Annotated in this window: 31 protein-coding genes; 15 read left to right on the plus strand and 16 right to left on the minus strand. The window is 69.1% G+C overall.

The genetic code is table 11. From position 1 onward, the window contains the following. The first annotated feature begins 234 nt into the window (after nt 1-234). Nucleotides 235-510: a YjhX family toxin gene (locus C0481_RS16345; RefSeq protein WP_293405714.1), complete on the plus strand. Its 276-nt coding sequence runs from the start codon at nt 235-237 to the stop codon at nt 508-510. Here C0481_RS16345 and rsmD read toward each other — a convergent pair. Together rsmD and C0481_RS16355 are read right to left on the minus strand one after the other, a co-directional pair. Next, nucleotides 507-1,076: a 16S rRNA (guanine(966)-N(2))-methyltransferase RsmD gene (gene rsmD / locus C0481_RS16350; protein WP_293405716.1), complete on the minus strand. Its 570-nt coding sequence runs from the start codon at nt 1,074-1,076 to the stop codon at nt 507-509. The two genes, C0481_RS16345 and rsmD, sit on opposite strands and share 4 nt — an antisense overlap. Then, nucleotides 1,076-2,842: a pseudouridine synthase gene (locus C0481_RS16355; protein WP_363223696.1), complete on the minus strand. Its 1,767-nt coding sequence runs from the start codon at nt 2,840-2,842 to the stop codon at nt 1,076-1,078. Before C0481_RS16355 ends, rsmD begins: the two co-directional genes overlap by 1 nt. On the opposite strand from C0481_RS16355, the gene tadA reads away from it, so the two are divergent. Both tadA and C0481_RS16365 read left to right on the plus strand, forming a co-directional pair. Next, complete coding sequence (gene tadA / locus C0481_RS16360; protein WP_363223709.1) at nt 2,810-3,295, plus strand: tRNA adenosine(34) deaminase TadA; 486 nt, start codon at nt 2,810-2,812, stop codon at nt 3,293-3,295. The two genes, C0481_RS16355 and tadA, sit on opposite strands and share 33 nt — an antisense overlap. Nucleotides 3,296-3,297: 2 nt before the next feature. Next, nucleotides 3,298-3,753: a DUF6265 family protein gene (locus tag C0481_RS16365; RefSeq protein ID WP_293405723.1), complete on the plus strand. Its 456-nt coding sequence runs from the start codon at nt 3,298-3,300 to the stop codon at nt 3,751-3,753. A 4-nt stretch (nt 3,754-3,757) separates the two neighbouring features. Here C0481_RS16365 and C0481_RS16370 read toward each other — a convergent pair whose 3' ends face one another. Then, the gene (locus C0481_RS16370; protein ID WP_293405725.1) at nt 3,758-5,479 is read right to left on the minus strand and encodes an alkyl sulfatase dimerization domain-containing protein; all 1,722 of its coding nucleotides are present in this window, start codon (nt 5,477-5,479) and stop codon (nt 3,758-3,760) included. Nucleotides 5,480-5,606: 127 nt separating this feature from the next. Here C0481_RS16370 and C0481_RS16375 point away from each other — a divergent pair, with 127 nt between their 5' ends. Further along, a complete protein-coding gene (locus C0481_RS16375; RefSeq protein WP_293405727.1) occupies nt 5,607-6,482 on the plus strand; it encodes an SDR family NAD(P)-dependent oxidoreductase in 876 nt (291 codons plus the stop codon). Here the strand turns inward: C0481_RS16375 and C0481_RS16380 are convergent. The 7 genes from C0481_RS16380 to C0481_RS16410 form a co-directional block, all read right to left on the minus strand. Further along, the gene (locus C0481_RS16380) at nt 6,479-7,072 is read right to left on the minus strand and encodes a GNAT family protein (protein WP_293405729.1); all 594 of its coding nucleotides are present in this window, start codon (nt 7,070-7,072) and stop codon (nt 6,479-6,481) included. The genes C0481_RS16375 and C0481_RS16380 overlap by 4 nt on opposite strands. Beyond that, entirely contained in the window at nt 7,069-7,827 is a 759-nt protein-coding gene (locus tag C0481_RS16385; protein ID WP_293405731.1) for a sulfite exporter TauE/SafE family protein, read from the minus strand. The genes C0481_RS16380 and C0481_RS16385 overlap by 4 nt, the downstream gene beginning before the upstream one ends. Nucleotides 7,828-8,001: 174 nt before the next feature. After that, a complete protein-coding gene (locus tag C0481_RS16390; RefSeq protein ID WP_293405733.1) occupies nt 8,002-8,520 on the minus strand; it encodes a GNAT family N-acetyltransferase in 519 nt (172 codons plus the stop codon). Nucleotides 8,521-8,627: 107 nt separating this feature from the next. Then, on the minus strand, nt 8,628-9,944 hold the full coding sequence (locus C0481_RS16395) for an acyl-CoA dehydrogenase family protein (RefSeq protein ID WP_293405735.1): 1,317 nt from the start codon (nt 9,942-9,944) through the stop codon (nt 8,628-8,630). A gap of 189 nt (nt 9,945-10,133) precedes the next feature. After that, nucleotides 10,134-10,271 (minus strand): hypothetical protein, encoded by a 138-nt coding sequence (locus C0481_RS16400; protein WP_293405738.1) that lies wholly within the window; start codon nt 10,269-10,271, stop codon nt 10,134-10,136. A 24-nt stretch (nt 10,272-10,295) separates the two neighbouring features. After that, nucleotides 10,296-10,679, minus strand: a complete 384-nt coding sequence (locus C0481_RS16405; RefSeq protein ID WP_293405740.1) for a VOC family protein — start codon at nt 10,677-10,679, stop codon at nt 10,296-10,298. Nucleotides 10,680-10,761: 82 nt separating this feature from the next. Then, nucleotides 10,762-11,181, minus strand: a complete 420-nt coding sequence (locus C0481_RS16410) for a hypothetical protein (RefSeq protein ID WP_293405743.1) — start codon at nt 11,179-11,181, stop codon at nt 10,762-10,764. A 218-nt stretch (nt 11,182-11,399) separates the two neighbouring features. Here C0481_RS16410 and groES point away from each other — a divergent pair, with 218 nt between their 5' ends. Next, nucleotides 11,400-11,687, plus strand: a complete 288-nt coding sequence (groES, locus tag C0481_RS16415) for a co-chaperone GroES (protein WP_293405745.1) — start codon at nt 11,400-11,402, stop codon at nt 11,685-11,687. Nucleotides 11,688-11,740: 53 nt separating this feature from the next. After that, complete coding sequence (gene groL / locus C0481_RS16420) at nt 11,741-13,381, plus strand: chaperonin GroEL (RefSeq protein WP_293405747.1); 1,641 nt, start codon at nt 11,741-11,743, stop codon at nt 13,379-13,381. A gap of 66 nt (nt 13,382-13,447) precedes the next feature. On the opposite strand, the gene C0481_RS16425 is transcribed toward groL, so the two are convergent. Beyond that, a complete protein-coding gene (locus C0481_RS16425; protein WP_293405749.1) occupies nt 13,448-13,798 on the minus strand; it encodes a phage holin family protein in 351 nt (116 codons plus the stop codon). Between the two features lie 108 nt (nt 13,799-13,906). Between C0481_RS16425 and C0481_RS16430 the strand changes: the two genes are divergently transcribed. Both C0481_RS16430 and C0481_RS16435 read left to right on the plus strand, forming a co-directional pair. Next, nucleotides 13,907-14,107, plus strand: a complete 201-nt coding sequence (locus C0481_RS16430) for a 4-oxalocrotonate tautomerase family protein (RefSeq protein WP_293405751.1) — start codon at nt 13,907-13,909, stop codon at nt 14,105-14,107. 92 nt (nt 14,108-14,199) lie between these two features. Continuing rightward, entirely contained in the window at nt 14,200-14,820 is a 621-nt protein-coding gene (locus C0481_RS16435) for a hypothetical protein (RefSeq protein WP_293405753.1), read from the plus strand. Here the strand turns inward: C0481_RS16435 and C0481_RS16440 are convergent. From C0481_RS16440 to C0481_RS16455, 4 genes are all read right to left on the minus strand, one after another. After that, nucleotides 14,817-15,653, minus strand: coding sequence for a TIGR00282 family metallophosphoesterase (locus tag C0481_RS16440; RefSeq protein WP_293405755.1), 837 nt, complete (start codon nt 15,651-15,653; stop codon nt 14,817-14,819). The two genes, C0481_RS16435 and C0481_RS16440, sit on opposite strands and share 4 nt — an antisense overlap. A gap of 6 nt (nt 15,654-15,659) precedes the next feature. Beyond that, complete coding sequence (locus tag C0481_RS16445; protein WP_293405757.1) at nt 15,660-16,235, minus strand: 5-formyltetrahydrofolate cyclo-ligase; 576 nt, start codon at nt 16,233-16,235, stop codon at nt 15,660-15,662. Between the two features lie 370 nt (nt 16,236-16,605). Further along, complete coding sequence (locus C0481_RS16450; RefSeq protein ID WP_293405760.1) at nt 16,606-16,932, minus strand: cell division protein ZapA; 327 nt, start codon at nt 16,930-16,932, stop codon at nt 16,606-16,608. A gap of 6 nt (nt 16,933-16,938) precedes the next feature. Further along, a complete protein-coding gene (locus tag C0481_RS16455) occupies nt 16,939-17,223 on the minus strand; it encodes a DUF4164 family protein (RefSeq protein ID WP_293405762.1) in 285 nt (94 codons plus the stop codon). 161 nt (nt 17,224-17,384) lie between these two features. Here C0481_RS16455 and tkt point away from each other — a divergent pair, with 161 nt between their 5' ends. The 4 genes from tkt to C0481_RS16475 all read left to right on the plus strand — a co-directional run bounded on the left by tkt (nt 17,385) and on the right by C0481_RS16475 (nt 21,221). Further along, nucleotides 17,385-19,355, plus strand: coding sequence for a transketolase (gene tkt, locus C0481_RS16460; RefSeq protein WP_293405764.1), 1,971 nt, complete (start codon nt 17,385-17,387; stop codon nt 19,353-19,355). An 88-nt stretch (nt 19,356-19,443) separates the two neighbouring features. Beyond that, nucleotides 19,444-20,643 (plus strand): formate-dependent phosphoribosylglycinamide formyltransferase, encoded by a 1,200-nt coding sequence (gene purT, locus C0481_RS16465; RefSeq protein WP_293405766.1) that lies wholly within the window; start codon nt 19,444-19,446, stop codon nt 20,641-20,643. 32 nt (nt 20,644-20,675) lie between these two features. Continuing rightward, nucleotides 20,676-20,987, plus strand: a complete 312-nt coding sequence (locus C0481_RS16470; RefSeq protein ID WP_293405768.1) for a hypothetical protein — start codon at nt 20,676-20,678, stop codon at nt 20,985-20,987. A gap of 63 nt (nt 20,988-21,050) precedes the next feature. After that, nucleotides 21,051-21,221, plus strand: coding sequence for a hypothetical protein (locus tag C0481_RS16475; protein WP_293405770.1), 171 nt, complete (start codon nt 21,051-21,053; stop codon nt 21,219-21,221). Nucleotides 21,222-21,317: 96 nt separating this feature from the next. On the opposite strand, the gene C0481_RS16480 is transcribed toward C0481_RS16475, so the two are convergent. After that, nucleotides 21,318-22,154, minus strand: coding sequence for an MliC family protein (locus C0481_RS16480; protein ID WP_293405772.1), 837 nt, complete (start codon nt 22,152-22,154; stop codon nt 21,318-21,320). A 180-nt stretch (nt 22,155-22,334) separates the two neighbouring features. Here C0481_RS16480 and gap point away from each other — a divergent pair, with 180 nt between their 5' ends. From gap to C0481_RS16495, 3 genes are all read left to right on the plus strand, one after another. Next, nucleotides 22,335-23,342, plus strand: a complete 1,008-nt coding sequence (gene gap, locus C0481_RS16485; protein WP_293405774.1) for a type I glyceraldehyde-3-phosphate dehydrogenase — start codon at nt 22,335-22,337, stop codon at nt 23,340-23,342. Between the two features lie 98 nt (nt 23,343-23,440). Beyond that, nucleotides 23,441-24,631 carry a phosphoglycerate kinase gene (locus C0481_RS16490; RefSeq protein WP_293405776.1) on the plus strand — a complete coding sequence of 397 codons (1,191 nt, stop codon included), beginning with the start codon at nt 23,441-23,443 and terminating at the stop codon, nt 24,629-24,631. A 25-nt stretch (nt 24,632-24,656) separates the two neighbouring features. Then, nucleotides 24,657-25,400 (plus strand): ketose-bisphosphate aldolase (locus tag C0481_RS16495; protein WP_293405778.1); only part of this gene is annotated, 744 nt, incomplete at its 3' end.

Below are 25,400 nucleotides of genomic sequence, written 5' to 3' on the forward strand. Positions count from 1 at the left end.
ATGGGAGGCGATCGGCCCCCGCCCCTGGACGGCGGCGTTCGGCTCGGCCATGATTGGCGCGTACGGCTCAAGGAAGAGGATTTCATGTCTGAGCTTGCGTTCGAGGTCCGGGCCTAACCGCCGAGCCGGCGTCCTCGTCTGAAAATCGGCAGTCAGGCCCCAACGTCCGCGCCCTCGTTTTTCACGAGATCTGGCCCGGGCGCGTTTCCTCATGCCTGAACGCTGGACAATCCATTGAACGTTTCAAAAGCGCAGCAACGCACGCTGCACGCCCTGGCCCAAGGCGGCCAGATTATCCTCGAACGCGACCATCGCGGCGACATCGTCGCAGCCGACTGCGTCACCCGCGACGGCTGGGTGCTCAGCGACTGCAACGTCGCGGTCTTCAAGAGCCTGAAGCAGAAGCGGCTGATCGCCAGCCGCGACAGCCAGCCCTATCGCATCACCAAGGAGGGACTGAAGAGCTTGCGCAGCCAGCTCGACAACCGCACCACCGCCCGGGCCTTCTAGGTCCCGGCGAACTTCAGGAAATGGACGCGCGCGGCGCCGTAGTCGCGTGCGTCCAGCTTCTCGAAGCCCTCGACCTCGAAGTCGGGCTCGTCGCTGCCGCGCTCGAACATCACTACCGCGCCGGGGGTCAGCCAGCCGCCGGCCGCCAGCTTGGCCAGCGCCATCTCACCCAGGCCCTTGCCATAGGGCGGATCAAGGAACGCGAGATCGAAAGCCGGGCCGTCGGCCCCGGGACGCGTCCCCAGGTCGGTGGCGTCGCGGCGATGCACCCGCGTGCGCCCGAACAACCCCATGGCGTCGACATTCTGGCGGATGGCGCCGCGAGCCTGTTCGTCGGTCTCGACGAACAGGCAGAAGGCTGCGCCGCGCGACAGCGCCTCGAAGCCCAGCGCGCCCGAACCGGCGAACAGGTCGATGATCCGCAGGTCGCGCACGCCCGGCGACCAGGCAGCGTGTTCAAGGATGTTGAACACCGCCTGGCGGGCACGGTCGGACGTCGGGCGCGTGCGCTCGCCCTCCGGCGTGGCGATGGCCTTGCCGCGGAACTCCCCAGAGACGATGCGCATCAGCCGTCCCGCTTAGGACCGCGGGGGCCGCCGGGGCGCGGTCCTTTGGGACCGGGACGCGGGCCGCCCGGCTTGCCGCCGGGACCCGACCGCGGGCGATCCGAACGCGGGCCGTCGCCGCGCGGACCATCGGAGCGAGGTCCAGATCGCGGACCGCCGAAACCCGGCTTGCCGCCAGGGCGCGGGCCCCGGGGGCCGTCGGCGCGTTCGGGACGTCCTTCACCGCGCGGCGCGTCGCTGCGCGGGCCGCCGGGTCGAGGTCCGGAGCGCGGGCCGCCGAAGCCAGGCTTGCCGCCAGGACGCGGACCCGACGGGCGCGGACCACGCGGGCCGTCGAAGCGCTCGCCGCGCTCGTCGCTACGCGGCGCATCGCCGTCCGGCCGCGGGCCACGCGGGCCACGGTCAGGACGAGGGCCGCGATCAGGACGACCTTCGCCGCGCGGCGCATCACCGTCGCGGCGCGGACCACGGGCCGGGCCCGCCCAGTCGCCGCGGGGACGATCGTCCGAACGGCCCTCCGGACGCGGGCCGAAGCCGCGCGGTTTGGCCGGCTTGCCGTCGTTGGCGCGCGGGCCGCGCTCGATCAGGGTCGCGCCGCGACGCGGCGCGTCATCGCGCCCAGCCGGCTTGCGCTTGGGGCCAGTCGGCCGGAGCGGACGTGGCGGGGCCAACGGATCGCCGGGAGCGTAGCTGCGGATGCCGCCCGGCGTGTCGCCGGGAATGCGGGCCGAGCGGCGGCGCGGCGCCAGCGGCACGGCGGGCGCGGCGTCATCTTCGGGGCGCGGCGCGCGGCGGCGTTTAACCGCGCCCGCCTTGATCTCGACCTTGGGCCGGGCCCAGCCTTCCTTGTAGGCGGTCTTCGGCTTGGGCTCGGCCGCTGGACGGGCGCCGGCGCCGCGGCGGCCGGTGCCGTCGTGCACCGCATGCGCGCCAGGCGGGGCCTTCGGGGACTTGAACGACGGGCGGTCGCCGGTCGGCAGGTTCTCAGGCGAGATGTACTCGACCAGCTGCTCGCGGATCACCCGCGGGCCGACTTCCTCGATCTGGCCGATCGGCAGCGAGCCGAGCGCGAACGTGCCGTAGGACATGCGGATCAGTCGCCCGACCTCCAGGCCCACCGACTTCAGCACCTTGCGGACTTCGCGGTTCTTGCCTTCGGCGATCGTGACGGTGATCCAGACGTTGGCGCCGCTCGGGCCGTCCTTGGCCTTGTCGATCTTGGCTTCCAGCGGGCCGTAGCGGACGCCCTCGACGGTCACACCGTCCTGCAGCTTGTCGAGATCGGCCTGGGTCACGCGCCCGCGGGCGCGCACCCGGTAGACCCGCACAACGCCGCTGGACGGCTGCTCCAGCGCCCGAGCCAACTCGCCGTCATTGGTCAGCAGCAGCAGGCCTTCGGAGTTGATGTCCAGGCGGCCGATGGAGATCAGCCGCGGCAGGCCCGGCGGCAGGGCGTCGAACACCGTCGCGCGGCCCTGGGGGTCCTTGTGGGTGGTCAGAAGGTCGATCGGCTTGTGGTAGCGGAACAGACGCGTGGGCTCGGCGGCGTCGATCACCTCACCGTCGACGGTGAGGATGTCGTCAGGCAGCACGTTCACCGCCGGGGTGGTCAGCACCTTGCCGTTCAGGGCCACGCGGCCCTCTTCAATGAGTTTTTCGACATCTCGCCGGGAGGCTACGCCTGCTCGCGCCAGTGCCTTTGCGACGCGCTCTCCTTGACCGGAGGCCGTCTCATCGTTTCGTTGGGGGTCGTGGATCATGATCATCGCACCATGCGCATCGCGCTCGCGGCGGCGCAAGACGCCGCGTCACGTGGAGAGACGCCAGTTGGCGCCGTCATTGTCGATCCAACCACCGAAGAGGTCATCGCGATCGGGTCCAACGGACCGATCGGCGCGCACGACCCGACCGCTCACGCCGAGATCGTGGCGTTGCGGGAGGCCGCCGCGAAGCTGGGCAATTACCGCCTGACGGACTTGACCCTGGTCGTCACCCTGGAGCCCTGCGCCATGTGCGCTGGGGCGATAAGCCACGCCCGGATCGGCCGGGTCGTGTTCGGCGCCGAGGACCCGAAGGGCGGCGCCGTGGTCCACGGCCCGCGTTTCTTCGAGCAGCCGACCTGCCACTGGCGACCGCAGGTCACCGGCGGCGTGCTGGCCGAGGAGAGCGCCGAGCTGCTGCGCGGCTTCTTCCGCGCGCGGCGCAAGAAGAAGGGCTGAGTATGCGCGCGCAGGTCGTCGCCGCGGCGCTGCTGATCGCCGGCGCCGCCCAGGCCGCCCCGGCCGACGAGGTCCAGGCCCTGGGCTGGCTGGCCGGTTCCTGGGTGCAGCAGGACGAAAACCGGACGGTGCGCGAGATCTGGCTGGCGCCGCAGGACGGCGTCATGTCCGGGGTTTCCCAGACCAACCGTCCCGGCCGCAAGCCGTTCACCGAGTTCATGACCATCCGCGCCGAGCCGGCCGGCGCGACCTTCACCGCTCGGCTCGACGGCCAGCCGCCGACGTCGTTCGTGTTGAAGCCCGGCCCGGCCGGCGAGGCGACGTTCGAGAACCTCGCCCACGACTTCCCGCAGCGGGTCAGCTACCGCCGCTGCGGCGAGGACCTCTGCGCGCGCATCGAAGGCACGGCGGACGGCAAGGTTCAGAGCCAGGAGTGGCGCTACACGCGGGAGCGCTAGCTTCTCACCCCCGGAACAGGTCGAGGAAGTTCGCCAGGGCCGCCGGGTCGCCCTTCTCGATCTTGACCTTGCCCGAGGTCAGCGCCGCCTGCATCGCGCCAGGCGAAGCCAGGGCCCCGACCCAGTCGGCCTTGGTCGCGGCGACCACCAGCGGGACGTCGGCGGCGACACCGGTCGGGGTCTCGGCGACGCCGCGGCGCACGCGGATCGTCCAGTCGCCGTCGCCGGTCAGCTTCAGCCCCATGGCCGCCTGGGCGTTCGCCGCCTTCTCGGCGTTGAGCCGCACCGGGAAGGTCGCCACCACCGCGGCGGCCGGCAGCCCGGCGGCCTGCGAACCGCTCTGGCGGGCGCTGATAATCTGGGTCCAGCCGGGCGCCTTCTTCTCGAGCTCGGCGGCGCGTTCCAGGTAATAGTTGCGGCCATTTGGCGAGACGCTGTCGTAGCCGAGCTGGCGGAACGCCTTGGCCTGCAGGGCGTCGGCTTGCGGCTTCAGGCCCACATCGGCGCGGCCGACATAGCCGGTCAGCTCGGCCGTCCACTTCCAGCGGCCCTCGTCGAAGGCCTTCTGCGCGGCGGCCAGCGCCTGGGGCGCGCCGCCGGCCAGGGCGACGATCTCGCCAGCGCGGACGTCCGGCGCGTCGAACGACAGGCTGGCCGGGTCGCCGCCAAACCAGCCCATATAGCCGGCGAAGATCGAGCGCACCGACCACTCGACCGTGCCGTAGTGCTCGAAGAGGTACGGATCGGCGGCGAGGTGCGCGGGCAGCTTCACCTTCTCGACGATCTCGTCCGGCGTCAGACCCTGGTTCATCCATCGGACCGTCTGGTCGTGGGTAAAGCGGATAGCGTCGCGATAGTTGGTCAGTTCGGTGGCGATGGCCTCCGCTCCGACGATCGGACGGGTGTGCGAGGGGACCAGCACGTCGGGCTTCAGCTCGCGCATCCGATCGACGGAGTTCGCCCACTGCACGGGGTCGCGATAGCTGGTGCCGCGGATCGTGTAGAGGTTGGGGAAGGCCTTGTAGATGTTGTCGCCGGGGAACAGCACCTTGCGCTCCGGCATCCAGACCAGGATCTGATCCTCGGTCTCGCCCGGCGCATGCTCCAGCACGAACCGCTCGCCGCCCAGGCTGATCTCCAGCCGGTCGGAAAACACCGTATTGGGTGGGATGAAGCCGCCGGCGCCGCCGCCGCTGAAGGCCGACAGATAGGGCCCGATCCCGACGCTGACGAAGCCGTCGGGCGTGCCCTTGGGCAGGAACACCCCGTACATGCGCGCGGCCCGCGCGGCGATGGCGGGAGCGGCGACGCCGTTCCACTTGGCCGCCTCGCGCAGCAGGGTATCGTGGCCGATGATCTTGGCGCCGTCCGCCACCGGGAAGCCGCGGGCGCCGTTGATGTGGTCGTTGTGGTTGTGGGTGTAGATCACCCCGACGATGGGCTTGCCGCCGGCGTGCGGCTCGAACTGGGTCCAGACCTTCTTGGCTTCATCCAGGCTGTCGGTGGTGTCGATGATCACGACGCCGGTCTTGCCGACCACCATGATCGAATTGGCGATGCCGTAGCCGACCGCCGAGAAGATCCCCGGCGCCGGCTCATAGACCTTGGGCGGCGCGAACTCGGCGGTGTGGGCGGCCAGCGACGGGGCGATCCGCGGGGCCGGCTCGTGGGCGAAAGCGGCGCCGGCGGCGGTCAGCGCCGCGGTCATGGCGAGCATGCGGATCATCGAGGTCGCTCCCTATTGGCATATTGCACGCCAATTGGAGCCGAGCCCCTGTAGCGGTCAAGGCTTGCCAGCGCAAAACCCCGCCCCGAAGATGGCCGGATAACTTAGAAAATTAGGGAGCAACGATATGGGTCTGCTGAGCGGCAAGGTCGCCATCATTACCGGCGCAGGCAACGGCCTGGGCGAGGCCTACGCCAAGCTGTTCGCCAAGGAAGGCGCCGCCGTCGTGGTCAACGATCTGGGCGGGCCGCGCGACGGCTCCGGTTCGGACAAGGGCGCGGCGCAGAAGGTCGTCGACGACATCATCGCCGCCGGCGGCCGTGCTGCGGCCAACACCGACGACGTCTCAACCCTCGAAGGCGGCGAGAACATCCTGAAGACCGCCCTGGATAATTTCGGCCAGGTCGACATCCTGGTCTGCAACGCCGGCATCCTGCGCGACAAGACCTTCGCCAACACCACCGAGCAAGACTGGGACCTGGTGGTGAAGGTGCACCTCAAGGGCACCTACTGCTGCACCATGCCGGTGTGGAAGTGGATGAAGGACAACGGCAAGCCCGGCGTCATCATCATGACCTCGTCGACCTCGGGCCTGTACGGCAACTTCGGTCAGTCGAACTACGGCGCGGCCAAGGCCGGCATCTACGGCTTCATGCGCGTGCTCTCGATCGAGGGCCGCAAGTACGGCATCCGGGTCATGGGCCTGGCCCCCGGCGCCTTCACCCGCATGACCTCGGACCTGCCGGGCTTCCGCGACAAGGAACCGGACGCCATGGCTCTGCCCGAGAACATCGCGCCGGGCGTGCTCTACATGGCCTCGGACCTGGCGGCCGATCACACCGGCAAGGTGCTGGGCGTCTCGTCCCGCGGCGTGCGCGAGATCAAGATGCTGCAGACCGACGGCTTCACGCCGGGGCGGCCCTACACCGCCCAGGAAGTCGCCGAGCACGCTTCGGAAGTGTTCTTCCCCAGCGCGCCCGAGAAGACCGCCGCCAGCGCCTAGGCGCCGACCGCCAAACCAGCCAGCCGTTCGTCGAGCCTTTGGCGAACGGCCGGCCACTCCTGCGCCAGGATCGAGAAGATCACCGTGTCGCGGATGCGGCCCGTCCAGGTCACACGGTCCTGGCGAAGGATCCCCTCCTGCACCGCGCCGAGCTTCAGCACCGCGGCCCGCGAGCGCGCGTTCGACGCATCGACCCGGTAGACCACCCGCCGCGCGCCGCTGTCGAAGGCGTGCCCCATCATCAGCCGCTTGGCCGCCGGGTTGACCGCACCGCCGCGCACATCGGGCCGGTAGTAGGTGCCGCCGACCTCCAGCACCGCATTGGCCGGGTCGATGGCGTAGAAGGTGGTCAGGCCGACCACCTCGCCGCCGACCGTCACCGCATAGCCTTGGGTTCCGCCCTTGGCGTTGTCGTCCAGCAGCTTGGCCCAGGTCGGGGCGAAGTGCTCGCCGGCCCACGAGTAAGGATAGAGCCGCATCCAGACGTCCTGGTCGGCGTTGCAGGCCGCTTCCAATCCGGCGCGATGCTGCTCGCCGATCGGCTCCAGCCGGACGAACGCGCTTTCCAGCACCTTGGGTTCGATCTTCATGCGCCGCCTCTCAGGAACAGTTGAGCGGCCTGGATCAGATAGACCGCGCCGATCCCGGTCACGATCCACTTCGTCCAGCGCTTGAAGTCCACATCGGTGATGCGGTCGAGGATCCAGCCGCCGACCACCGTGCCGGCCATCGACAGCGGCACGGCGATGGCGAACACCCACCAGGGCGGCAGGTCCTGCGGACGGCTGAGCAGCAGCGGGGCGCCGTACACCAGGATCTTGGCGATGTGCGAGAACACCTGGGTCGCGGCCTTGGTGGCGACGATCGCGTGCCGCGCCAGGCTGGTCCGGACGAAGAAGATGTCCAGCAGCGGCCCCGCGACCCCGGCGGTCAGGTTGAGCCCGGTGACCATCAGGCCCGAGATGAAGGCCTGGCGCGGCTTGGCGGCGTCCAGGTTGATCCAGCCCTGGGGCAGCCACAGCAGCAGCGGCACCAGGCCCATCAGCAGGTAGAGCACCGGCTTGGACGGCACGAGCGAGATCAGCGCCACCAGCCCCCCGGCCGCAGCCGAGGCGATGGCGTACCAGCCGACGATGTCCCAGCGCACGTGCTGGCGGTGCAGCACCGCGCGCCAGCCGTTGGCCACCAACTGCAGCGCCCCGTGCGTGACGAACGCGGCCGAGACCGGCAGCACGAAGGCCAGCCCGCCCATCAGCATCAGCCCGCCGGCCATGCCGAACACGCCCGACAAGGTGGCGGTGACGAACGCCATGGCGATTATGAAGAGAGCCGAGATCAGCCCCATGGATAGTCCTCCAGGTTGCGAGCGGCTCGGAAGGGGGACACAGGCCCCCGACTCCGCCAGTCAGCTGCGCGACACGCGCGCGGGAAAGAGGTCGCCCGCTGCGGCTCCCGGCGATCGCGCCGGACGGAGGTTCGCTGTGGGCGAACTCCTGCTTACACCCAACAGGCGTGGCTGTCAGAGGGCCTTGTAGAAGTAGGTGGTCGCGCAGGGCGTCCCGTCGGGCATCAGGGCGTAGTTCGGGATCACCCCGACCTTGCTCCAGCCGAGCCGAGCATAGAGCCGCTCGGCGTCGCCGCCGGTGACCGTGTCGAGCACCAGCAGGGTCAGGCCAAGGTCGCGGCCTGCCTGCTCGGCCGCCGCCAGCAGCGCCTGCGCTGCGCCGCGCCGCCGCCCGCGCCGGTGCACCAGCATCTTGGCGACGTCGCCGCGGTGCGGCTGGTTGGGCGTACCGGCTGCAATCACCTGGACAACGCCGAACGCGCCCGCGTCGTCCTCGGCGACCAGCACCGCGCGCCCGTCGCCGGCCTGGGCCGCGGCGGCCCGTTCCCAGAAGGCGGTCGCCTCGTCCAGCGTCAGGTCGGCCATGAACGAGACCGAAGCCCCGCCGTCCACGCAGTCCTTGAGGACCGCGCCGAGGGCCGGGGCGGCGCGAAGGGTCTCGTCGGCGGTCAGCCGCCTGATGCGCATGCTCATGTCCCGAGCCTAGGACGGCATGACCGCGCCGGTCGATGGCGACCGGGCAAAGAAAAAGGCCCCGGACTCGCCGGGGCCTGATCCTGTGCAGCTTGGTCAGCCGACGCCTAGTTGCGGAACACCGCGGCGGTCGACGGATCGTGCGGCATCTCGCGGTACTGGCGGACCTCGTTGCGGCCCACGACCATGTGGTGCACTTCGTCCGGGCCGTCGGCCAGGCGCAGGGTGCGGGTCGAGGTGTACATCCGGGCCAGCGGGGTCTTCTGCGAGACGCCCAGGGCGCCGTGCATCTGGATCGCCTGGTCGATGATCGTGCAGACCCGCTCCGGCACCATGGCCTTGACCATGTGGATCCAGATCCGGGCTTCGTCGCGCGGCAGGATGTCCATGGCCTTGGCGGCCTTGAGCACCATCAGGCGCATGGCTTCGATCTCGATGCGGGCGCGGCTGACGATCTCGATGTTGCCGCCCAGCTGGATGATCGGCTTGCCGAACGCCTCGCGGGTCAGGCCGCGGGTGACCAGCAGGTCGAGGGCCTTCTCGGCCTGGCCGATGGCGCGCATGCAGTGGTGGATACGGCCCGGGCCAAGGCGCAGCTGGCTGATCTCGAAGCCGCGGCCTTCACCGAGCAGCATGTTCGAGGCCGGCACGCGGACGTTGTCGAACACGATGTGCATGTGGCCGTGCGGGGCGTCCGGATCGCCGAACACGTTCATCGGGCCGAGGATCTTCACGCCGGGCGCGTCGGTCGGCACCAGGATCTGCGACTGACGCAGGTGGGGCGGTCCGTCCGGGCTGGTCTGGACCATGGTGATCATGATCTTGCAGCGCGGGTCGCCGGCGCCCGAGATGTAGTGCTTCTCGCCGTTGATCACGTACTCGTCGCCGACCAGGGTGGCGCGGGTGTTGATGTTCTTGGCGTCGGACGAAGCGGCGTTGACCTCGGTCATCGCGAAGGCCGAACGGATCTTGCCTTCCAGCAGCGGCTCCAGCCACTGCTTCTTCTGTTCCGGGGTGCCGACGCGCTCCAGCACTTCCATGTTGCCGGTGTCCGGGGCGGCGCAGTTCATCGTTTCCGACGCCATCGGGTTCTTGCCGAGCTCGACGGCGATGTAGGCGTAGTCGAGGTTCGACAGGCCTTCACCGGTGTGGGCGTCCGGCAGGAAGAAGTTCCAGAGGCCGGCGGCCTTGGCCTTGTCCTTGGCCGCTTCCAGCACTTCCAGCTGGCCCGGCGCGTAGCTCCAGATGTCGGTCTTGCCTTCGCCCAGACGGTGGAATTCCTCGGACATGGGCTGGACCACGTCCTTGATGAATTGCTTCACCTGATTGTAGAGCGGCAGCGCCTTGTCCGACATGCGCAGGTCGTTCAGTTCGTCCTGCACGTTCAGCGAAAAGCTAGCCTGCTTGGCGGCGGCCTCGGTCATCTGGGTCTCTCCTGCTGCGATCTTGTTGAGCGGTAGTTTTGGCCCATATTTCCGCAAAATCAAACAAGCGTTTTAATTTTACGCCGTCCAGCATTGGACCCGCAGACGCGCGTGACCGCGAACCCTTGCAGCGCAAGGGATGACATCAAGGCCGAAGATCGGAGAAAGCCGGCGCCGCGCGCCCTGAACTCAGGCGTAGAGCGGCGCAGGCAGGCTCAGCAGCACCAGCGCTGCGGCCAGCCCCAGGATCAGCAGCGCGGGCGCGAGCTTGAGGATCAGGTTCATGACCATGAAATGGGAGCGACCGGTCGGTATCGCCAGCCGCATTCCCGACATTTTTCGCGCGGCCGCTCAGCCGTGGTGGCAGACGGCTTCGATGTTGTGGCCGTCCGGATCGAGCACGAAGGCCCCGTAGTAGGTCGGGTGATAGTGTTCGCGCAGGCCCGGCGGGCCGTTGTCGCGACCGCCCGCGGCCAGGGCGGCGGCGTAGAACGCATCGACCGCGGCCCGGTCCTGGGCCACGAAGGCGACGTGCAGCGAGCCGGTGGTCGCGCCCGCATCGCCGATCCAGAAGTAGGGCTTGCCGTCCGAACCGTAGCCGAGATGATTGGAGCCGCCGGTCTGCTCGGGCGTCACCTCCATCACCACGGCCACGCCCAGCGGCGCGAGCGCGGCGTCGTAGAAGGCCTTGGCCCGCTTGAAGTCGCTGACGGTCAGTCCGAGATGGTCGAGCATGGGTTTGTTCTCCGGATATCGACCGCCAGCCTTAAGGGCGGGACTGACGCAAACCTGTCAGCAGCCCCGCCGGTTTCGCCGGTTACTTCGCCGCCAGGCCCGAGGTGTTCTTGCAGACCGCCTCGACCAGCGCCTTGTCCTCGGCGCTCTTGGCCGCGCCCGGGGTGGCGGTGCGCCAGGTCGCCGACAGTTCCAGCGGCTTCTTCGGCGAGTAGCCGCCAAGGCTGATCATCGACTTGCCTCCGCAGTCGACCGCGGTGACGAAGCCGACGCCGTCGGCCTTGCCCGGGCCGGACGGACCCATGCGCGGCTCAGCGCCCGGCTTGCCGACCGCCTGCATGACCACGACGCGGCCGGTCAGGGTGTCGCGATAGGAATAGTCGGCGTCGTAGGACCATTCGAGGCCGTTGGCGGTCTTGGCGTAGGGGGTCCAGGTCTCGGCCTGAACGGTGGTGGCGGCGGCCAAGGCGCAGAGGCCGGCGAGCGCGAAAATGCGGCGCATAGTGGTGTACTTCTCCTGGTGTTCCCTCGAGCCGGACCCTATCTGCCGCATGTGCTGGTAACCAAGCGGAATCAAAAACCGCCGTGCGCCGCGCTTGACTCCCCCCTGCCCCTTGCCTACCTCCGCCCTGCGTTAGCACTCAGGGGCTGCGGCTGCTAACGGCCGCCTCCGCAGTGCCGACGGCAAGCATTTCAACCGTCCCGAACGGAGACATACATATGGCGTTTCGTCCTCTGGGAGACCGCGTCCTCGTGAAGCGCGTCGAGGAAGAAGAAAAGACCAAGGGCGGGATCATCATCCCCGACACCGCCAAGGAAAAGCCGCAAGAAGGCGAAGTCGTCGCCGTCGGCCCCGGCGCCCGTGACGACAGCGGCAAGATCCAGCCGCTCGACGTGAAGGCCGGCGACCGCATCCTGTTCGGCAAGTGGTCGGGCACCGAGGTCAAGATCGACGGCAAGGACCTGCTGATCATGAAGGAAAGCGACGTTCTGGGCGTGGTCGAGTAACCACCCCCTTTCGCCTTTCCTCCCCCATCCACTCTTTCTGAAAGACGAGAAAAATGGCCGCCAAAGACGTCTATTTCTCCTCCGACGCTCGTGACCGCATGCTGCGCGGCGTCAACACCCTCGCCAACGCGGTGAAGGTGACCCTCGGCCCCAAGGGCCGCAACGTCGTGATCGAAAAGTCCTTCGGCGCTCCGCGCTCGACCAAGGACGGCGTCTCGGTCGCCAAGGAAATCGAACTGGCTGACCGCTTCGAGAACCTCGGCGCCCAGCTGATCCGCGAAGTCGCTTCGAAGACCAACGACAAGGCCGGCGACGGCACCACCACCGCCACCGTGCTGGCGCAAGCCATCGTCGTGGAAGGCCTGAAGTCGGTCGCGGCCGGCATGAACCCGATGGACCTGAAGCGCGGCGTCGACAAGGCGGTCGCCAAGGTCATCGAAGAGATCAAGTCGACCTCCAAGAAGGTCACCACCAACTCGGAAATCGCTCAAGTCGGCACCATCTCGGCCAACGGCGACCTGGAAGTCGGTGAAATGATCGCCAAGGCCATGGCCAAGGTCGGCAACGAAGGCGTCATCACCGTCGAAGAAGCCAAGAGCCTGGAAACCGAACTCGACGTCGTCGAGGGGATGCAGTTCGACCGCGGCTACCTGTCGCCGTACTTCATCACCAACGCCGACAAGATGGAAGTCGAGCTCGAAGAGCCCCTGATCCTGCTCTTCGAAAAGAAGGTCTCCTCGCTGCAGCCGCTGCTGCCGGTGCTGGAAGCCGTCGTGCAGTCGGGCCGTCCGCTGCTGATCATCGCTGAAGACGTCGAAGGCGAAGCCCTGGCCACCCTGGTGGTCAACAAGCTGCGCGGCGGCCTGAAGGTCGCGGCCGTCAAGGCTCCGGGCTTCGGCGATCGCCGCAAGGCCATGCTGGAAGACATCGCCATCCTGACCGGCGGCGAGCTGATCAGCGAAGACCTGGGCATCAAGCTCGAGAACGTCACCCTCGACATGCTCGGCCGCGCCAAGAAGGTCTCGATCACCAAGGACGACACCACCATCGTGGACGGCGTCGGCGCCAAGGACGCGATCGAAGGCCGCATCAGCCAGATCAAGCGTCAGATCGAAGAGACCACCTCGGACTACGACAAGGAAAAGCTGCAAGAGCGTCTGGCCAAGCTGGCCGGCGGCGTTGCGGTCATCCGCGTCGGCGGTGCGACTGAAGTCGAAGTGAAGGAAAAGAAGGACCGCGTCGACGACGCCCTGAACGCCACCCGCGCTGCGGTGGAAGAAGGCATCGTGCCCGGCGGCGGCGTGGCTCTGCTGAAGGCCTCCAAGGTCCTCGACGGCCTGAAGGGCGACAACGCCGATCAGGACGCCGGCGTCGCCATCGTGCGTCGCGCCCTGCAGGCGCCGATCCGTCAGATCTCGGAAAACGCCGGGGTCGAAGGCTCGATCGTCGTGGGCAAGATCCTCGAAAGCACCTCGCCGACCTTCGGCTTCAACGCTCAGACCGAGCAGTACGTCGACCTGGTCGCCGACGGCGTCATCGACCCGGCCAAGGTCGTCCGCACTGCTCTGCAGGACGCCGCCTCGGTGTCGGGCCTGCTGATCACCACGGAAGCGGCGATCGTCGAGGCTCCGAAGAAGAACGCTCCGGCCGGCGGCATGCCGGACATGGGCGGCATGGGCGGCATGGACTTCTAAGTCCGACGCTCAGTCGAAACTAGGAAAGGGCGGGGCCGCGAGGCTCCGCCCTTTTTCTTTGTCGCCCTACCGCTTGGCGTCGCCGATCACCACGCCGCCGGCCCAGCTGGCCAGGCCGGTGATGATCGCCGCGGCGACGCCCGACCAGAAGCCGTGCACCCAGAAGCCGGGCAGCATCCAGGCCACCAGCCCGATCATCGCCGCGTTCAGCACCAGCAGGAACAGCCCCAGGGTGACGATGGTCAGCGGCAGGGTCAGGATGAACAGGATCGGGCGCACCACCGCGTTCAGCACCCCCAGCAGCACCGCGGCCAGCAGCAGGTCGACGAAGCTGTCGTAGCCCACGCCGTTCAGCAGATAGGCGGCGAGCGCAAGGCCCAGCGCGGCGAAGATCACGCGGGCGATAAAGCGGGTCATCGGGGAGGCTCCGTAGCTTTGCTGCAACCGACGATGGGGCCGGGCGCGCCGCTTGGCAATCGCATGCGCCGAGCCTTAAGTCGGGGCCCGTAACCCGCAGGAGCCAGCATGCCCTACGTCAACATCCGCATCACCCCCGGCGCCACTGAAGAACAGAAAGCCGAGCTGATCGCCGGAACGACCGATCTGCTGGTCAAGGTGTTGAACAAGAACCCGGCCACGACCTTCGTCGTGATCGACGAGGTGCCGGCCGAGAACTGGGGTTCGGGCGGGATCAGCGTCGCCGAGCGCAACCGCAAGGCCGGCTGAGTTTCAGTTCGGTTACAAGCGCGCCCCGCTTTGGCCGCACCGCCGGTCCAGCTAGACCGCCCGGCGCCGGGACGGGCGCGCAAGGGTTCCACATGCTTCGTATCGCTTTCGTCGCCGCGGCGCTGCTCGCCGCCACGCCCGCCCTCGCCCAGCCGGGCCCGCCGCCGGGCGGGCGACCGCCGCCTGGCGAGCGTCCCTCCGGCGAGCGTCCGCCCGGCCCCAGCGAGCACGTGCGCCTGTTCCTCAGCCCTTCGGGCGAGCCGTTCCGCGGGGAAGACGGCCTGGCCGACTGGTTCGCCGGCGCGGACGCCGACAAGGACGGGGCGCTGACCCTGACCGAGTTCCGCAACGACGCAATGCGCTTCTTCAAGGTGCTCGACGCCAATGGCGACGGCCAGGTCGACGGCCCGGAGAACAGCGCCTACGAGACCAAGATCGCGCCCGAGATCACCCGCATGGACCTCGGCCCCGGCGGCCCGCCCGGCAAGCGCCCGATCGTGCGCCGGACCGACAAGCGCGAGCCCCGCGTCGGCGCGGCCCGCTTCTCGCTGATCAACGAGGCCCAGCCGGTGCGCGGCGCCGACGCCGACCTCAACCAGCGAGTCAGCAGCGAGGAATGGGCCAAGGCCGCGCGGCGCCGTTTCGAGCTGCTCGACACCGACCAGGACGGCAAGCTGACCCTGGACGCCCTGCGCCCGCGCCTGGCGCGCTAGGCGCTCGCCAGGTCCACCCGCGGGATCGACTGGCTCAGCCGGCCGCCCATGCGGATCGGCTCGACCCGCCGCGCCAGGCCGGTGGAATCGTCGGTCTCGACGAACACGCCGCAGACCGTCGCCGGCCCCTCGGCGGGCTTGTAGCGGCCGCCGGAAATGCGGGTGGTGAACCGCCGCAGCGGCTCTTCCTTCTGGTTGCCGATGACGCTGTCGTAGTCGGCGCAGGCGCCGGCGTCGGTCTGGTAGGCGGTGCCGCCCGGCAGCACCTGGCAGTCGGCGGTCGGCACGTGGGTGTGGGTGCCCACCACCAGGCTGGCGCGGCCGTCGCAGAAGTGGCCCATGGCCATCTTCTCACTGGTCGCCTCGGCATGCATGTCGACCACCACGGCGTCGGCGACCATGCCCAGGGGGGCCTTGTCCAGCTCGCGGTCGACGGCGGCGAATGGGTCGTCCAGCGAATCCATGTGCACCCGGCCCAGCAGGTTGATCACCACGATCCGCTTGCCTTCCCGCGTCTCGAACAGGTTGGCGCCGCGGCCCGGCGCGTCGGCCAGCACCGGATAGTTCAGCGGCCGGATCAGCCGCGGCTCGCGCACGATGTAGGTCAGCGCCTCCTTCTGGTCCCAGGAGTGGTTACCCAGGGTCAGGCAGTCGGCGCCGGCGTCGAACAACTCACGCGCCGTGCTCTCGGTGATCCCGAAGCCGGCCGCCGCGTTCTCGGCGTTGATGATCACGAACTCCAGGCCGAGCGCGCGGCGCAGGTGGGGAAGGTGATCGGCGAGGCCCTCGCGGCCGGCTCGGCCGACGACGTCCCCGAAGAAAGCAAAGCGCATGCGGAATTAGTCCTTTCGGACCTCCGTATACCCGTTTTCCGTGAGAATGGCGTCCAGCCTTTGGTCATGCGGCTCCATGGCCAGGCGCTCGACCTCCTGGCCGGCATAGGCCAGGCCGAGCACGAACACCGGCCCGGTCGCCCGCAGCGCCGCCAGCGTGCGGTCATAGTGCCCCCCGCCCTGCCCCAGCCGCCCGCCGGCCTTGTCGAAGGCCAGCAGCGGGCAGATCACCAGCTGCGGCCGCACCACCGGGGCGTCGGCCGGCGGCGAGGGCACGCCGAACGCGTCGACCTCCGGAACATCGAACTTGCGCCAGGCGCGGAACTCCAGCGGCGCATCAGGCCCAAGGGTCACCGGCAGCGCCAGCCGCCGGCCCGCCAAGGTCAGCCGCGCCGCCAGCGGGGCTGGGTCGAGCTCCGATCCCACCGCATGGTAGCTGGCGAACCACTCGAAGGCCGGCAGCCGCTCGATCGGCAGGGCCGCGGCCGCCTCGCGCGCCGCCTCGGGCCATCCGGCGGCCAAGGCGCGCCTGCGCCTGCGCAGCACCGTGCGAAGTTTCGTCTTGTCAGGTGGAAGGTTCACCGCGCGAGCTTAGCGCGAAGGGTGGCGGCGCCGCGAGAGCCGTGAAGGTCGGTTTTATCCCCTCGGACCTGGCTAACCAGGTGGGCTCCGTAGTGCTCGGCCCCACGGGACCGAACAGGGACAGATCCCTTCGAAGAAATTAAGGTCTCTGGGATAGATTGCCTTCGACGAGAGCCACAGCATGACCCGCCGGTGACCAAGGTAGGGCCGCGGGGGCGCCGGTACAAGCGGCAGCGAAGGCATTCCAATTGCTCCCCCTTTGGGGGAGCTCCCGGCCAAATGGCCGGGTGAGGGGGACTTCGGACTCTGCAGGCCCCCTCCGTCGCGCTGCGCGCGCCACCTCCCCCAAAAGGGGAGGAACTGATTTCCCCTACCCCTGCGCCAGCTTTTCGATGCGCTTGGCGGCGTTTTCCAGGGCGCCGACGGCGCGGGTCTCGGCGCGGGCCTGGTCGGACTGGAACCGCGCCAGCTCGGACTGCACAACCGAGAACCGGCCGCGCAGGTCGGAAAGTTCGTCGGCCAGCAGCAGGGCGCCCATCAGGAACAGCCGCGTCTCGCCCAGCTGGCCCATGTCCTCGGACACCTGTCGGACCTGGCGGTCGAACAGTCGGGCCAGCTCCAGCAGGTGGTGTTCCTGGCCGTCCTCGCAGCCGACCGCGTAGGGCCGGCCGTTCACGGTGATATTGACCTGAGCCATGGGACGTTACGCCTCCTCGGTCTCTTGGACGGGCTCGCCGGCCAGCGCCGCCTTGATCTCGGCGATGGCGCGACCCAGGGCCGCAGAGGCCTCAGCGCCGGCTTCCTCCAACTCGCGCTCGCGAACCTTGGCCTTACCAAGCTCGGCCGCCAGCCGGGCGCCGTCCTGGTCGAACAGCCCCCCGCCGCCCTGCCCGGCCCCGCCCGCAAGGCGTTGCTCGAGCTGAGAGATCGCCCGGTCCAGCCGTTTTACGGCCTGCTCGAGAGGGCTTTCGCCCGCCGGCTCCCGCATATTCCCGCGCTCCGAAACTGTGTTCGTTAATCTATAGACTGCGTCGGCCTTGCGCCGAAAGCCGGACTGTGGCGTGACCTTTCCTTGACCCTGCAAGCCTCGCGTGCGAGGGGCGCGCGCAAATTCCCGCACACTCCCCGCCAGACTCACCGGAACAAATAATGCCCGCACCGCTGCAATCCATGGCCGACGCCATCCGCGTGCTTTCGATGGACGCCGTCGAGCAGGCGGCCTCGGGCCACCCCGGCATGCCGATGGGCATGGCCGACGTCGCCACGGTGCTCTGGAGCAAGTTCCTCAAGTTCGACGCCAGCGCCCCGGACTGGGCCGACCGCGACCGCTTCGTGCTGTCGGCCGGCCACGGCTCGATGCTGCTCTACTCGTTGCTGCACCTGACCGGCTTCAAGGCGATGACGCTGGAGCAGATCAAGAACTTCCGCCAGTGGGGCTCCAACACCGCCGGCCACCCCGAGTACGGCCACACCCCCGGCGTCGAGACCACCACCGGTCCGCTGGGCCAGGGCCTGGCCACCTCGGTCGGCATGGCGATGGCCGAGCGTCATCTGGCCGCCCGCTTCGGGGCCGACCTGGTCGACCACCGCACCTGGGTGATCTGCGGCGACGGCTGCCTGATGGAGGGCGTCAGCCACGAGGCGATCAGCCTGGCCGGCCGCCTGAAGCTGAACAAGCTGACCCTGCTGTGGGACGACAACGACGTGACCATCGACGGCGCGGTGTCGCTGGCCGAGAGCGGCGACCAGATCGCCCGCTTCAAGGCCGCCGGCTGGGCGGTGAAGGCGATCGACGGCCATGACGTCGGCCAGATCCGTCGCGCGCTGGCCTGGGCGACCAAGCAGGACCGTCCGTCGCTGATCGCCTGCAAGACCAAGATCGGCAAGGGCGCGGCGACCATGGAAGGCCACCACAAGACCCACGGCGCGGCCCTGGGCGCCACTGAGATCGCCGCCACCCGCGCCAAGATGGGCTGGTCGGCCGAGCCGTTCGCGATCCCGGACGAGGTCGTGAAGCCGTGGCGTTCGGCCGGCCGCCGCGGCGCCAAGGACCGCAAGGCCTGGCAAGCGCGCCTGGCGAGCTCGGCGCACGCCGCCGAGTTCACACGCGCCATGAAGGGCGAGCTGCCGGCTGACGCCTTCGCCCGCCTGGACGCCCACATCGCCGAGGCCGCGAGCGCCAAGCCCGCCGCCGCCACCCGCCAGCATTCGGGTTCGGCGCTGGACGCGCTGTTCCCGGCGATCCCGGAAATGGTCGGCGGCTCGGCCGACCTGACCGGCTCGAACAACACCTTCGTCAAGAACACCGCGATCTTCGACACCCCCGACTATGCGGGCCGCTACGTGAACTACGGCGTGCGCGAGTTCGGCATGGCCGCGGCGATGAACGGCATGGCCCTGCACGGCGGCGTCATCCCCTACGGCGGGGCGTTCATGGTGTTCTCGGACTACAGCCGCCCGGCGATCCGCCTGGGCGCGCTGATGGGCGTGCGGGTGGTCCACGTGATGACCCACGACTCCATCGGCGTCGGCGAGGACGGCCCGACCCACCAGCCGGTCGAGCACCTGGCCAGCATGCGCGCCATGCCCAACCTCAACGTCTTCCGCCCGGCCGACGCGGTGGAGACCGCCGAGTGCTGGCGCATCGCGCTGGAAAGCAAGAAGACCCCGGCGTTCATGGCCCTGTCGCGCCAGAAGGTCCCGGCGGTGCGCGACAGCGCCCCGGAAAACCTCTCGGCCAAGGGCGCCTACGAGCTGAAGGCCGCCAGCGGCGAAGCCCAGGTGACGATCTTCGCCTCGGGCACCGAGGTCTCGGTCGCTGTGGCGGCGCGGGATCTGCTGGAAGCCGACGGCGTGCCGACCCGCGTCGTCTCCACGCCCTGCTGGGAACTGTTCGAAGCCCAACCGGCAGCCTATCGGCAGGCGACCATTGGCAAGGCGCCGGTACGCGTCGCCGTCGAGGCCGCGGCGAGCTTCGGCTGGGAGCGGTTCATCGGTGAAAACGGCGCCTTCGTCGGCATGCACAGCTGGGGCGCCAGCGCCCCCGCCGACCGGCTGTACAAGGAATTCGGCATCACCGCCGAGGCCGTCGCCGCCGCCGCGAAGGCCAAGCTCGGCTAAGCCGGGCTAGGATCGTCTATCGTCAGCCGCGGAAGCCTATCGGCAGGTTTTCGCGGCCGACCTCCACATACCTGCCAGGATGACCCGCATGCGTCTCGGAACCCCGCTCTCGCCGTCGGCCGTCAGGGTCATGCTGCTGGGCTCGGGCGAGCTCGGCAAAGAGGTCGCCATCGAGCTGCAGCGGCTCGGCTGCGAGGTCATCGCCGTCGACCGCTACGCCGGCGCCCCGGCCCATCAGGTGGCCCACCGCAGCCACGTGATCGCCATGACCGATCCGGTCGCCCTGCGCGCCCTGGTGCTGGCCGAGTGCCCGCACCTGATCGTCCCAGAGATCGAGGCCATCGCCACCGACGAGCTGGTCAAGCTCGAGGCCGAGGGCGTGGCCACCGTCATCCCGACCGCCCGCGCCGCCCAGCTGACCATGAACCGCGAGGGCATTCGCCGGCTGGCGGCCGAGACCCTGGGCCTGGCCACCTCGCCCTACGCCTTCGCCTCATCGGAGGCGGAACTGGCGGACGGCGCGGCGAAGGTCGCCGGCTTCCCCTGCTTCGTGAAGCCGGTGATGTCGTCGTCCGGCAAGGGCCAGTCCTATGTCGAAGGCCCCGAGGGCATCGCCGCGGCCTGGCGCTACGCCCTGGAGGGCGGCCGGGTCGAACAGCCCCGCGTCATCGTCGAGGGCAAGATCGAGTTCGATTTCGAGATCACCCTGCTGACCGTGCGCTCCAAGGGCGCCAGCGGCGAGATCGAGACTAGCTTCTGCGCGCCGATCGGCCACCGTCAGGTCAAGGGCGACTATGTCGAGAGCTGGCAGCCGCAGGCGATGACGCCGGCGGCGCTGGACCGCGCCAAGGACATCGCCGCCAAGGTCACCGGCGAGCTGGGCGGCCTGGGCATCTTCGGGGTCGAGCTGTTCGTGCGCGGCGACGAGGTGTGGTTCTCGGAGGTCAGCCCGCGGCCGCATGACACCGGCCTGGTCACCCTGGCGACGCAATACCTCAGCGAGTTCGCGCTGCACGCCCGCGCCATCCTCGGCCTGCCGACCGACGTCGCCCAGCGCGAGCCGGGCGCCAGCGCAGTGATCTATGGCGGCATGGACGCCCAGGGCATCGCCTTCGAGGGCGTCGCCGAGGCGCTGCGCGTGCCCGGCGCGGACCTGCGCCTGTTCGGCAAGCCCGAGAGCTTCGAGCGCCGCCGCATGGGCGTGGCCCTGGCCCGCGGCGCCGACGTCGACCAGGCCCGCGAGCGGGCGCGCGAGGCCGCTGCGCTCGTCAAGCCGGTCAAAGGCTGACGGCCCTCCGCGGACATGGTTCACTGCCCACCATGATCCGCTGCCTGATCGCGCTGCTGACGCTGGTCGCCGTGACGCTGAACGCGCCGATGGCCCTGGCCGACGTGGACATCGCCGCCGAGCCGGCGATGAGCGCCATGACTGACGGCGCGATGCACGACTGCGGGGCCCCGGCCAAGGACCAGCCCTGCCACACCGCCGTCTGCGTGGTCTGCCACGCCATCCCCCTGGATCCGCCGCGCCTTTCCAGCCGGGCCGTCGCCTTCGTGGCGCTCGCCCCCGAGCCGGTACGCGCCCTGACCGGATTGAACCCGAAGCCGGAGCCTCGACCGCCGCGCGGCTGAGCCCCTTTCCGGACTTCCATTCAATTCATCAGACAGGCCCCCGCGGGGGCCGAAGGATCAGCTATGCAAAAGACCATGAAGACCCTGGCGCTCGGCGCCCTGCTCGCCGTGCTGGGCGGCGGGCTGGCCAACGCCGCTGAGCAGGCGATGGACTGCTGCGCCAAGTGCGAGTGCTGCAAGGACAAGAAGGACGCGCCGAAGTCCTTCCAGCAGGGTCCTGACCACAAGCACTAGGGACTGACCGGCGGGCGCGGCCTTGCGGTCGCGCCCGCCACCTGTCGCCAAGCTCAACGCCCCCACCCGGTCATCCAGGCGAAGGCCGGTATTGAGTTAGCCGCCCGGCGACGGCTTCAGGGCCGTCTCGGCGATGTGCCACTTGCGCTGCGCGTCGGTGGAGCCGGGGACGTTGTTGACCCGCCGCAGGTTCACGTCGCCCTTCAAATTGACCGGCGCGCCGGTCTTCAGCTGGCCGTAGATCACCACCGGGACCGACACGAACAGCGAGCCGGCCCCGCCCTCGATGTCGCCGGGCGCGCCGATCTGCGCGTTGTAGCTCGCATACTTGTCGAAGCTGGCCGTGAAGGCCTGCTGGCTCATGCCGCTGGCCTTGCCGCCGTCGCTCCAGAGGTTCCAGGCGTCAGCGTACTTCTTCTCGCCGATCAGGGCGTAGTAGGTCTGCACGACGTTCGCCGCGCCCTGGGCGCTGTCAGGGGTGAACGGCCCCTCGGAGATCGGGGTCTTGTCGTCGGGCAGGCCGCCGGGGCTGCCGGGCGGCGGCGGGGCGACCGGGGCGGCGGCCGGCTCGGGCGCCTTGCAGTTCACGCCCGCCGCGCTGGCGATGTCCTCGCCGGCCGCCAGCGGGCTGAGCTGGGCCTGGGTCATGCCCTTGGTCCACCACTGGATCCCGTCGCCGGTGTAGCGCGCGCCGCTGGCCGAGATGGCGATCTTCAAGGTGCGGCTCTTGCCGTCGACCTCGACGACGGCGGTGTCGGTGTCGGGATAGCTGGCGCGCACGGTGCGACCGTCCTCGCAGGCATAGGTGATCACCGGCGCGGCCGGGGCGGCCGCCTTGGCAGGCGCCTGGGCCTGTTCAGCCGGCTTGCTGCACGCCGCCAGACTAAGGCCCGCCATGACCGCCGCGGCGGCCAGATACTGAAGATTCGCCACTCCGATGTTCCCTCTGCTGATTGGCTTCGCCATAGCGTGCGACCGGCGCTCGCGTTCCCTCGCAGGTGTTTGACAACGATAACGGCAACGCATTGTAGCGTGACTTGACCGCCGCGGGCTTGACTCCCGCCCCCCCGACCTCAAGAAACCGCCCCAAATCAATTGGCTCAGGAGTTTTCGATGACCGTTCGCGTCGCCATCAATGGGTTCGGCCGTATCGGCAGGCTGGTCCTGCGTTCGATCGTCGAGCATGGCCGCAAGGACATCGAGGTCGTCGCGATCAACGACCTGGGCCCGGTCGAGACCAACGCCCACCTGCTGCGCTACGACAGCGTCCACGGCCGTTTCCCCGGCAACGTCGTCGTTAACGGCGACACCATCGACGTCGGCTTCGGCCCGATCAAGGTCACCGCGATCCGCGATCCGAAGGACCTGCCGCACAAGGACCTGGGCGTCGACATCGCGCTCGAGTGCACCGGCCTGTTCACCACCAAGGAAAAGGCCTCGGCCCACCTGGAAGCCGGCGCCAAGCGCGTGATCGTCTCGGCCCCGTGCGATAACGCCGACAAGACCATCGTCTACGGCGTCAACCACGCGACCCTGACCAAGGACGACCTGGTCATCTCCAACGCCTCGTGCACCACCAACTGCCTGGCGCCGGTCGCCAAGGTCCTGCACGAGCTGGCCGGCATCGAGCGCGGCTACATGACCACCATCCACTCCTACACCGGCGACCAGCCGACGCTGGACACCATGCACAAGGACCTCTACCGCGCCCGCGCCGCGGCGATGTCCATGATCCCGACCTCGACCGGCGCCGCCAAGGCCCTGGGCCTGGTGATCCCGGAACTGCAGGGCAAGCTGGACGGTTCGTCGATCCGTGTCCCGACCCCGAACGTCTCGGTCGTGGACCTGACCTGGGTCGCCGGCCGCAAGATCACCAAGGAAGAGATCAACGAGGCGCTGACCGCCGCGGCCAACGGCCCGCTGAAGGGCGTTCTGGCCGTGACCAACGAGCCGCTGGTGTCGATCGACTTCAACCACGAAGCCGCCTCGTCGACCGCCGCCCTGGCCCAGACCCAGGTGATCGACGGCACCCTCGGCCGCGTGCTGTCGTGGTACGACAACGAGTGGGGCTTCTCGACCCGCATGAGCGACACCGCCATCGCGCTCGCGAAGCTGATCTAAGACCGCTGCGACGGGCGCCATCCAACCGGGTGGCGCCCGTTCCGCTTTCCTGACCCTGTTCGAACCTCGGCCCGCGCCGGGGCGCGCGGAGATATTTGATGGCCTTCAAGACCCTCGACGACGCTGATCTGGCCGGCAAGCGCACCCTGGTCCGCGTGGACATCAACGTCCCCATGGCCGAGGGCAAGGTCACCGACGACACCCGCCTGCGGGCCATCCTGCCGACCATCGCCAAGCTGCGCGCCGGCGGCGCCAAGGTCATCCTGCTGGCCCATTTTGACCGGCCCAAGGGCAAGGTCGTTCCCGAAATGAGCCTGAAGCCGCTGGCCCAGCCGCTGGCCGACCTGCTGGACGCCCCGGTGGCGTTTGCGGCCGACTGCGTCGGCGAGGCCGCCAAGGCCGCGATCGACGGCCTGAAGAACGGCGACGTGCTGCTGCTGGAGAACGTCCGCTTCCACGCCGGCGAAGAAAAGAACGATCCGGAGTTCGCGGGGGCGCTGGCCGCCAATGGCGACCTCTATGTCAACGACGCCTTCTCGGCTGCGCACCGCGCGCACGCCTCGACCGAAGGGCTGGCGCGCCTGCTGCCGGCCTATGCGGGCGAGCAGATGCGCCGCGAGCTGGACGCGCTGGAAGCCGCGCTCGGCGCGCCCAAGCGCCCGGTGCTGGGCATCGTCGGCGGCTCGAAGGTCTCGACCAAGCTCGATCTCCTGAACAACCTGGTGACCAAGCTCGACCGGCTGTCGATCGGCGGCGGCATGGCCAACACCTTCCTGGCCGCGCAAGGCGTCGACGTCGGCGCCTCGCTCTGCGAGCACGACCTGGCCGACACCGCCCGCGAGATCATGGCGAATGCGCAGAAGGCCGGCTGCGAACTGCTGCTGCCGATCGACGTGGTGACCGCGCAGGAGGTGAAGCCGGGCGTCGCCTCGAACGTGCGAGAACTGTCGGCCATCGAGGCGGGCGACCGCATCCTGGACGCCGGCCCCAAGACCCTGGCCAAGCTGATCGCGGCCATGGACGTCTCGAGCACCCTGATCTGGAACGGCCCGCTGGGCGTGTTCGAGGTCCCGCCCTTTGACGTCGCCACCATGGCGGCGGCCAAGCATGCGGCCGATTTGGCCAAGGCCGGCAAGCTGGTGGCCGTAGCCGGCGGCGGTGATACAGTCGCGGCTCTTAACGCAGCGGGCCGCGCCGACGACTTCACGTTCGTCTCCACGGCGGGCGGCGCGTTTCTTGAATGGATGGAAGGCAAGGAGCTGCCCGGAGTGGCGGCCCTGAACGCTTAAACTTTAGAACTACGGAGGGCAGGGCATGGCCCGGGTTACTTTGAGACAGCTCCTGGATCACGCGGCCGAGCACGGCTACGGGGTCCCGGCGTTCAATATCAACAACATGGAACAGGCGCTGGCGATCATGGAGGCCGCCGAGGCCACCGACTCGCCGGTGATCATGCAGGCCTCGCGCGGGGCCCGCTCCTACGCCAACGACATCGTGCTGAAGCACCTGATCGACGCGATGGCGGAGCTCTATCCGCACATCCCGATCTGCATGCACCAGGACCACGGCAACAACGAAGCCACCTGCGCCACCGCGATCCAGTACGGCTTCACCTCGGTGATGATGGACGGTTCGCTGAAGGCCGACGGCAAGACCCCGGCCGACTACGACTACAACGTCGCCGTCACCAAGAACGTGGTCGACATGGCCCACTGGGTCGGTGCCTCGGTCGAGGGCGAGCTGGGCGTGCTGGGTTCGCTCGAAACCGGCATGGGCGAGAAGGAAGACGGCCACGGTTTCGAGGGCAAGCTCGGCCATGACCAGCTGCTGACCGATCCCGACCAGGCGGTCGAGTTCGTGAAGGCCACCCAGGTCGACGCCCTGGCCATCGCCATGGGCACCAGCCACGGCGCCTATAAGTTCACCCGCAAGCCGGACGGCGACGTCCTGGCGATGAACGTGATCGAAGAGATCCACCGCCGCCTGCCCAACACCCACCTGGTGATGCACGGCTCCTCGTCGGTGCCGCAGGACCTGCAGGACATCATCAACGAGTTC

The organism is Phenylobacterium sp., from assembly GCF_013822795.1.
Classification (GTDB): domain Bacteria; phylum Pseudomonadota; class Alphaproteobacteria; order Caulobacterales; family Caulobacteraceae; genus Phenylobacterium.

What these genes read in the sequence shown, in the direction of transcription:
- rsmD (WP_293405716.1), bottom strand. Translation starts at nt 1,076, where the DNA reads ATGCGCATCGTCTCTGGGGAGTTCCGCGGCAAGGCCATCGCCACGCCG.
- C0481_RS16355 (WP_363223696.1), bottom strand. Translation starts at nt 2,842, where the DNA reads ATGATCATGATCCACGACCCCCAACGAAACGATGAGACGGCCTCCGGT.
- C0481_RS16365 (WP_293405723.1), top strand. Translation starts at nt 3,298, where the DNA reads ATGCGCGCGCAGGTCGTCGCCGCGGCGCTGCTGATCGCCGGCGCCGCC.
- C0481_RS16370 (WP_293405725.1), bottom strand. Translation starts at nt 5,479, where the DNA reads ATGATCCGCATGCTCGCCATGACCGCGGCGCTGACCGCCGCCGGCGCC.
- C0481_RS16375 (WP_293405727.1), top strand. Translation starts at nt 5,607, where the DNA reads ATGGGTCTGCTGAGCGGCAAGGTCGCCATCATTACCGGCGCAGGCAAC.
- C0481_RS16380 (WP_293405729.1), bottom strand. Translation starts at nt 7,072, where the DNA reads ATGAAGATCGAACCCAAGGTGCTGGAAAGCGCGTTCGTCCGGCTGGAG.
- C0481_RS16385 (WP_293405731.1), bottom strand. Translation starts at nt 7,827, where the DNA reads ATGGGGCTGATCTCGGCTCTCTTCATAATCGCCATGGCGTTCGTCACC.
- C0481_RS16390 (WP_293405733.1), bottom strand. Translation starts at nt 8,520, where the DNA reads ATGAGCATGCGCATCAGGCGGCTGACCGCCGACGAGACCCTTCGCGCC.
- C0481_RS16395 (WP_293405735.1), bottom strand. Translation starts at nt 9,944, where the DNA reads ATGACCGAGGCCGCCGCCAAGCAGGCTAGCTTTTCGCTGAACGTGCAG.
- C0481_RS16400 (WP_293405738.1), bottom strand. Translation starts at nt 10,271, where the DNA reads ATGCGGCTGGCGATACCGACCGGTCGCTCCCATTTCATGGTCATGAAC.
- C0481_RS16405 (WP_293405740.1), bottom strand. Translation starts at nt 10,679, where the DNA reads ATGCTCGACCATCTCGGACTGACCGTCAGCGACTTCAAGCGGGCCAAG.
- C0481_RS16410 (WP_293405743.1), bottom strand. Translation starts at nt 11,181, where the DNA reads ATGCGCCGCATTTTCGCGCTCGCCGGCCTCTGCGCCTTGGCCGCCGCC.
- groES (WP_293405745.1), top strand. Translation starts at nt 11,400, where the DNA reads ATGGCGTTTCGTCCTCTGGGAGACCGCGTCCTCGTGAAGCGCGTCGAG.
- groL (WP_293405747.1), top strand. Translation starts at nt 11,741, where the DNA reads ATGGCCGCCAAAGACGTCTATTTCTCCTCCGACGCTCGTGACCGCATG.
- C0481_RS16425 (WP_293405749.1), bottom strand. Translation starts at nt 13,798, where the DNA reads ATGACCCGCTTTATCGCCCGCGTGATCTTCGCCGCGCTGGGCCTTGCG.
- C0481_RS16430 (WP_293405751.1), top strand. Translation starts at nt 13,907, where the DNA reads ATGCCCTACGTCAACATCCGCATCACCCCCGGCGCCACTGAAGAACAG.
- C0481_RS16435 (WP_293405753.1), top strand. Translation starts at nt 14,200, where the DNA reads ATGCTTCGTATCGCTTTCGTCGCCGCGGCGCTGCTCGCCGCCACGCCC.
- C0481_RS16440 (WP_293405755.1), bottom strand. Translation starts at nt 15,653, where the DNA reads ATGCGCTTTGCTTTCTTCGGGGACGTCGTCGGCCGAGCCGGCCGCGAG.
- C0481_RS16450 (WP_293405760.1), bottom strand. Translation starts at nt 16,932, where the DNA reads ATGGCTCAGGTCAATATCACCGTGAACGGCCGGCCCTACGCGGTCGGC.
- C0481_RS16455 (WP_293405762.1), bottom strand. Translation starts at nt 17,223, where the DNA reads ATGCGGGAGCCGGCGGGCGAAAGCCCTCTCGAGCAGGCCGTAAAACGG.
- tkt (WP_293405764.1), top strand. Translation starts at nt 17,385, where the DNA reads ATGCCCGCACCGCTGCAATCCATGGCCGACGCCATCCGCGTGCTTTCG.
- purT (WP_293405766.1), top strand. Translation starts at nt 19,444, where the DNA reads ATGCGTCTCGGAACCCCGCTCTCGCCGTCGGCCGTCAGGGTCATGCTG.
- C0481_RS16470 (WP_293405768.1), top strand. Translation starts at nt 20,676, where the DNA reads ATGATCCGCTGCCTGATCGCGCTGCTGACGCTGGTCGCCGTGACGCTG.
- C0481_RS16475 (WP_293405770.1), top strand. Translation starts at nt 21,051, where the DNA reads ATGCAAAAGACCATGAAGACCCTGGCGCTCGGCGCCCTGCTCGCCGTG.
- gap (WP_293405774.1), top strand. Translation starts at nt 22,335, where the DNA reads ATGACCGTTCGCGTCGCCATCAATGGGTTCGGCCGTATCGGCAGGCTG.
- C0481_RS16490 (WP_293405776.1), top strand. Translation starts at nt 23,441, where the DNA reads ATGGCCTTCAAGACCCTCGACGACGCTGATCTGGCCGGCAAGCGCACC.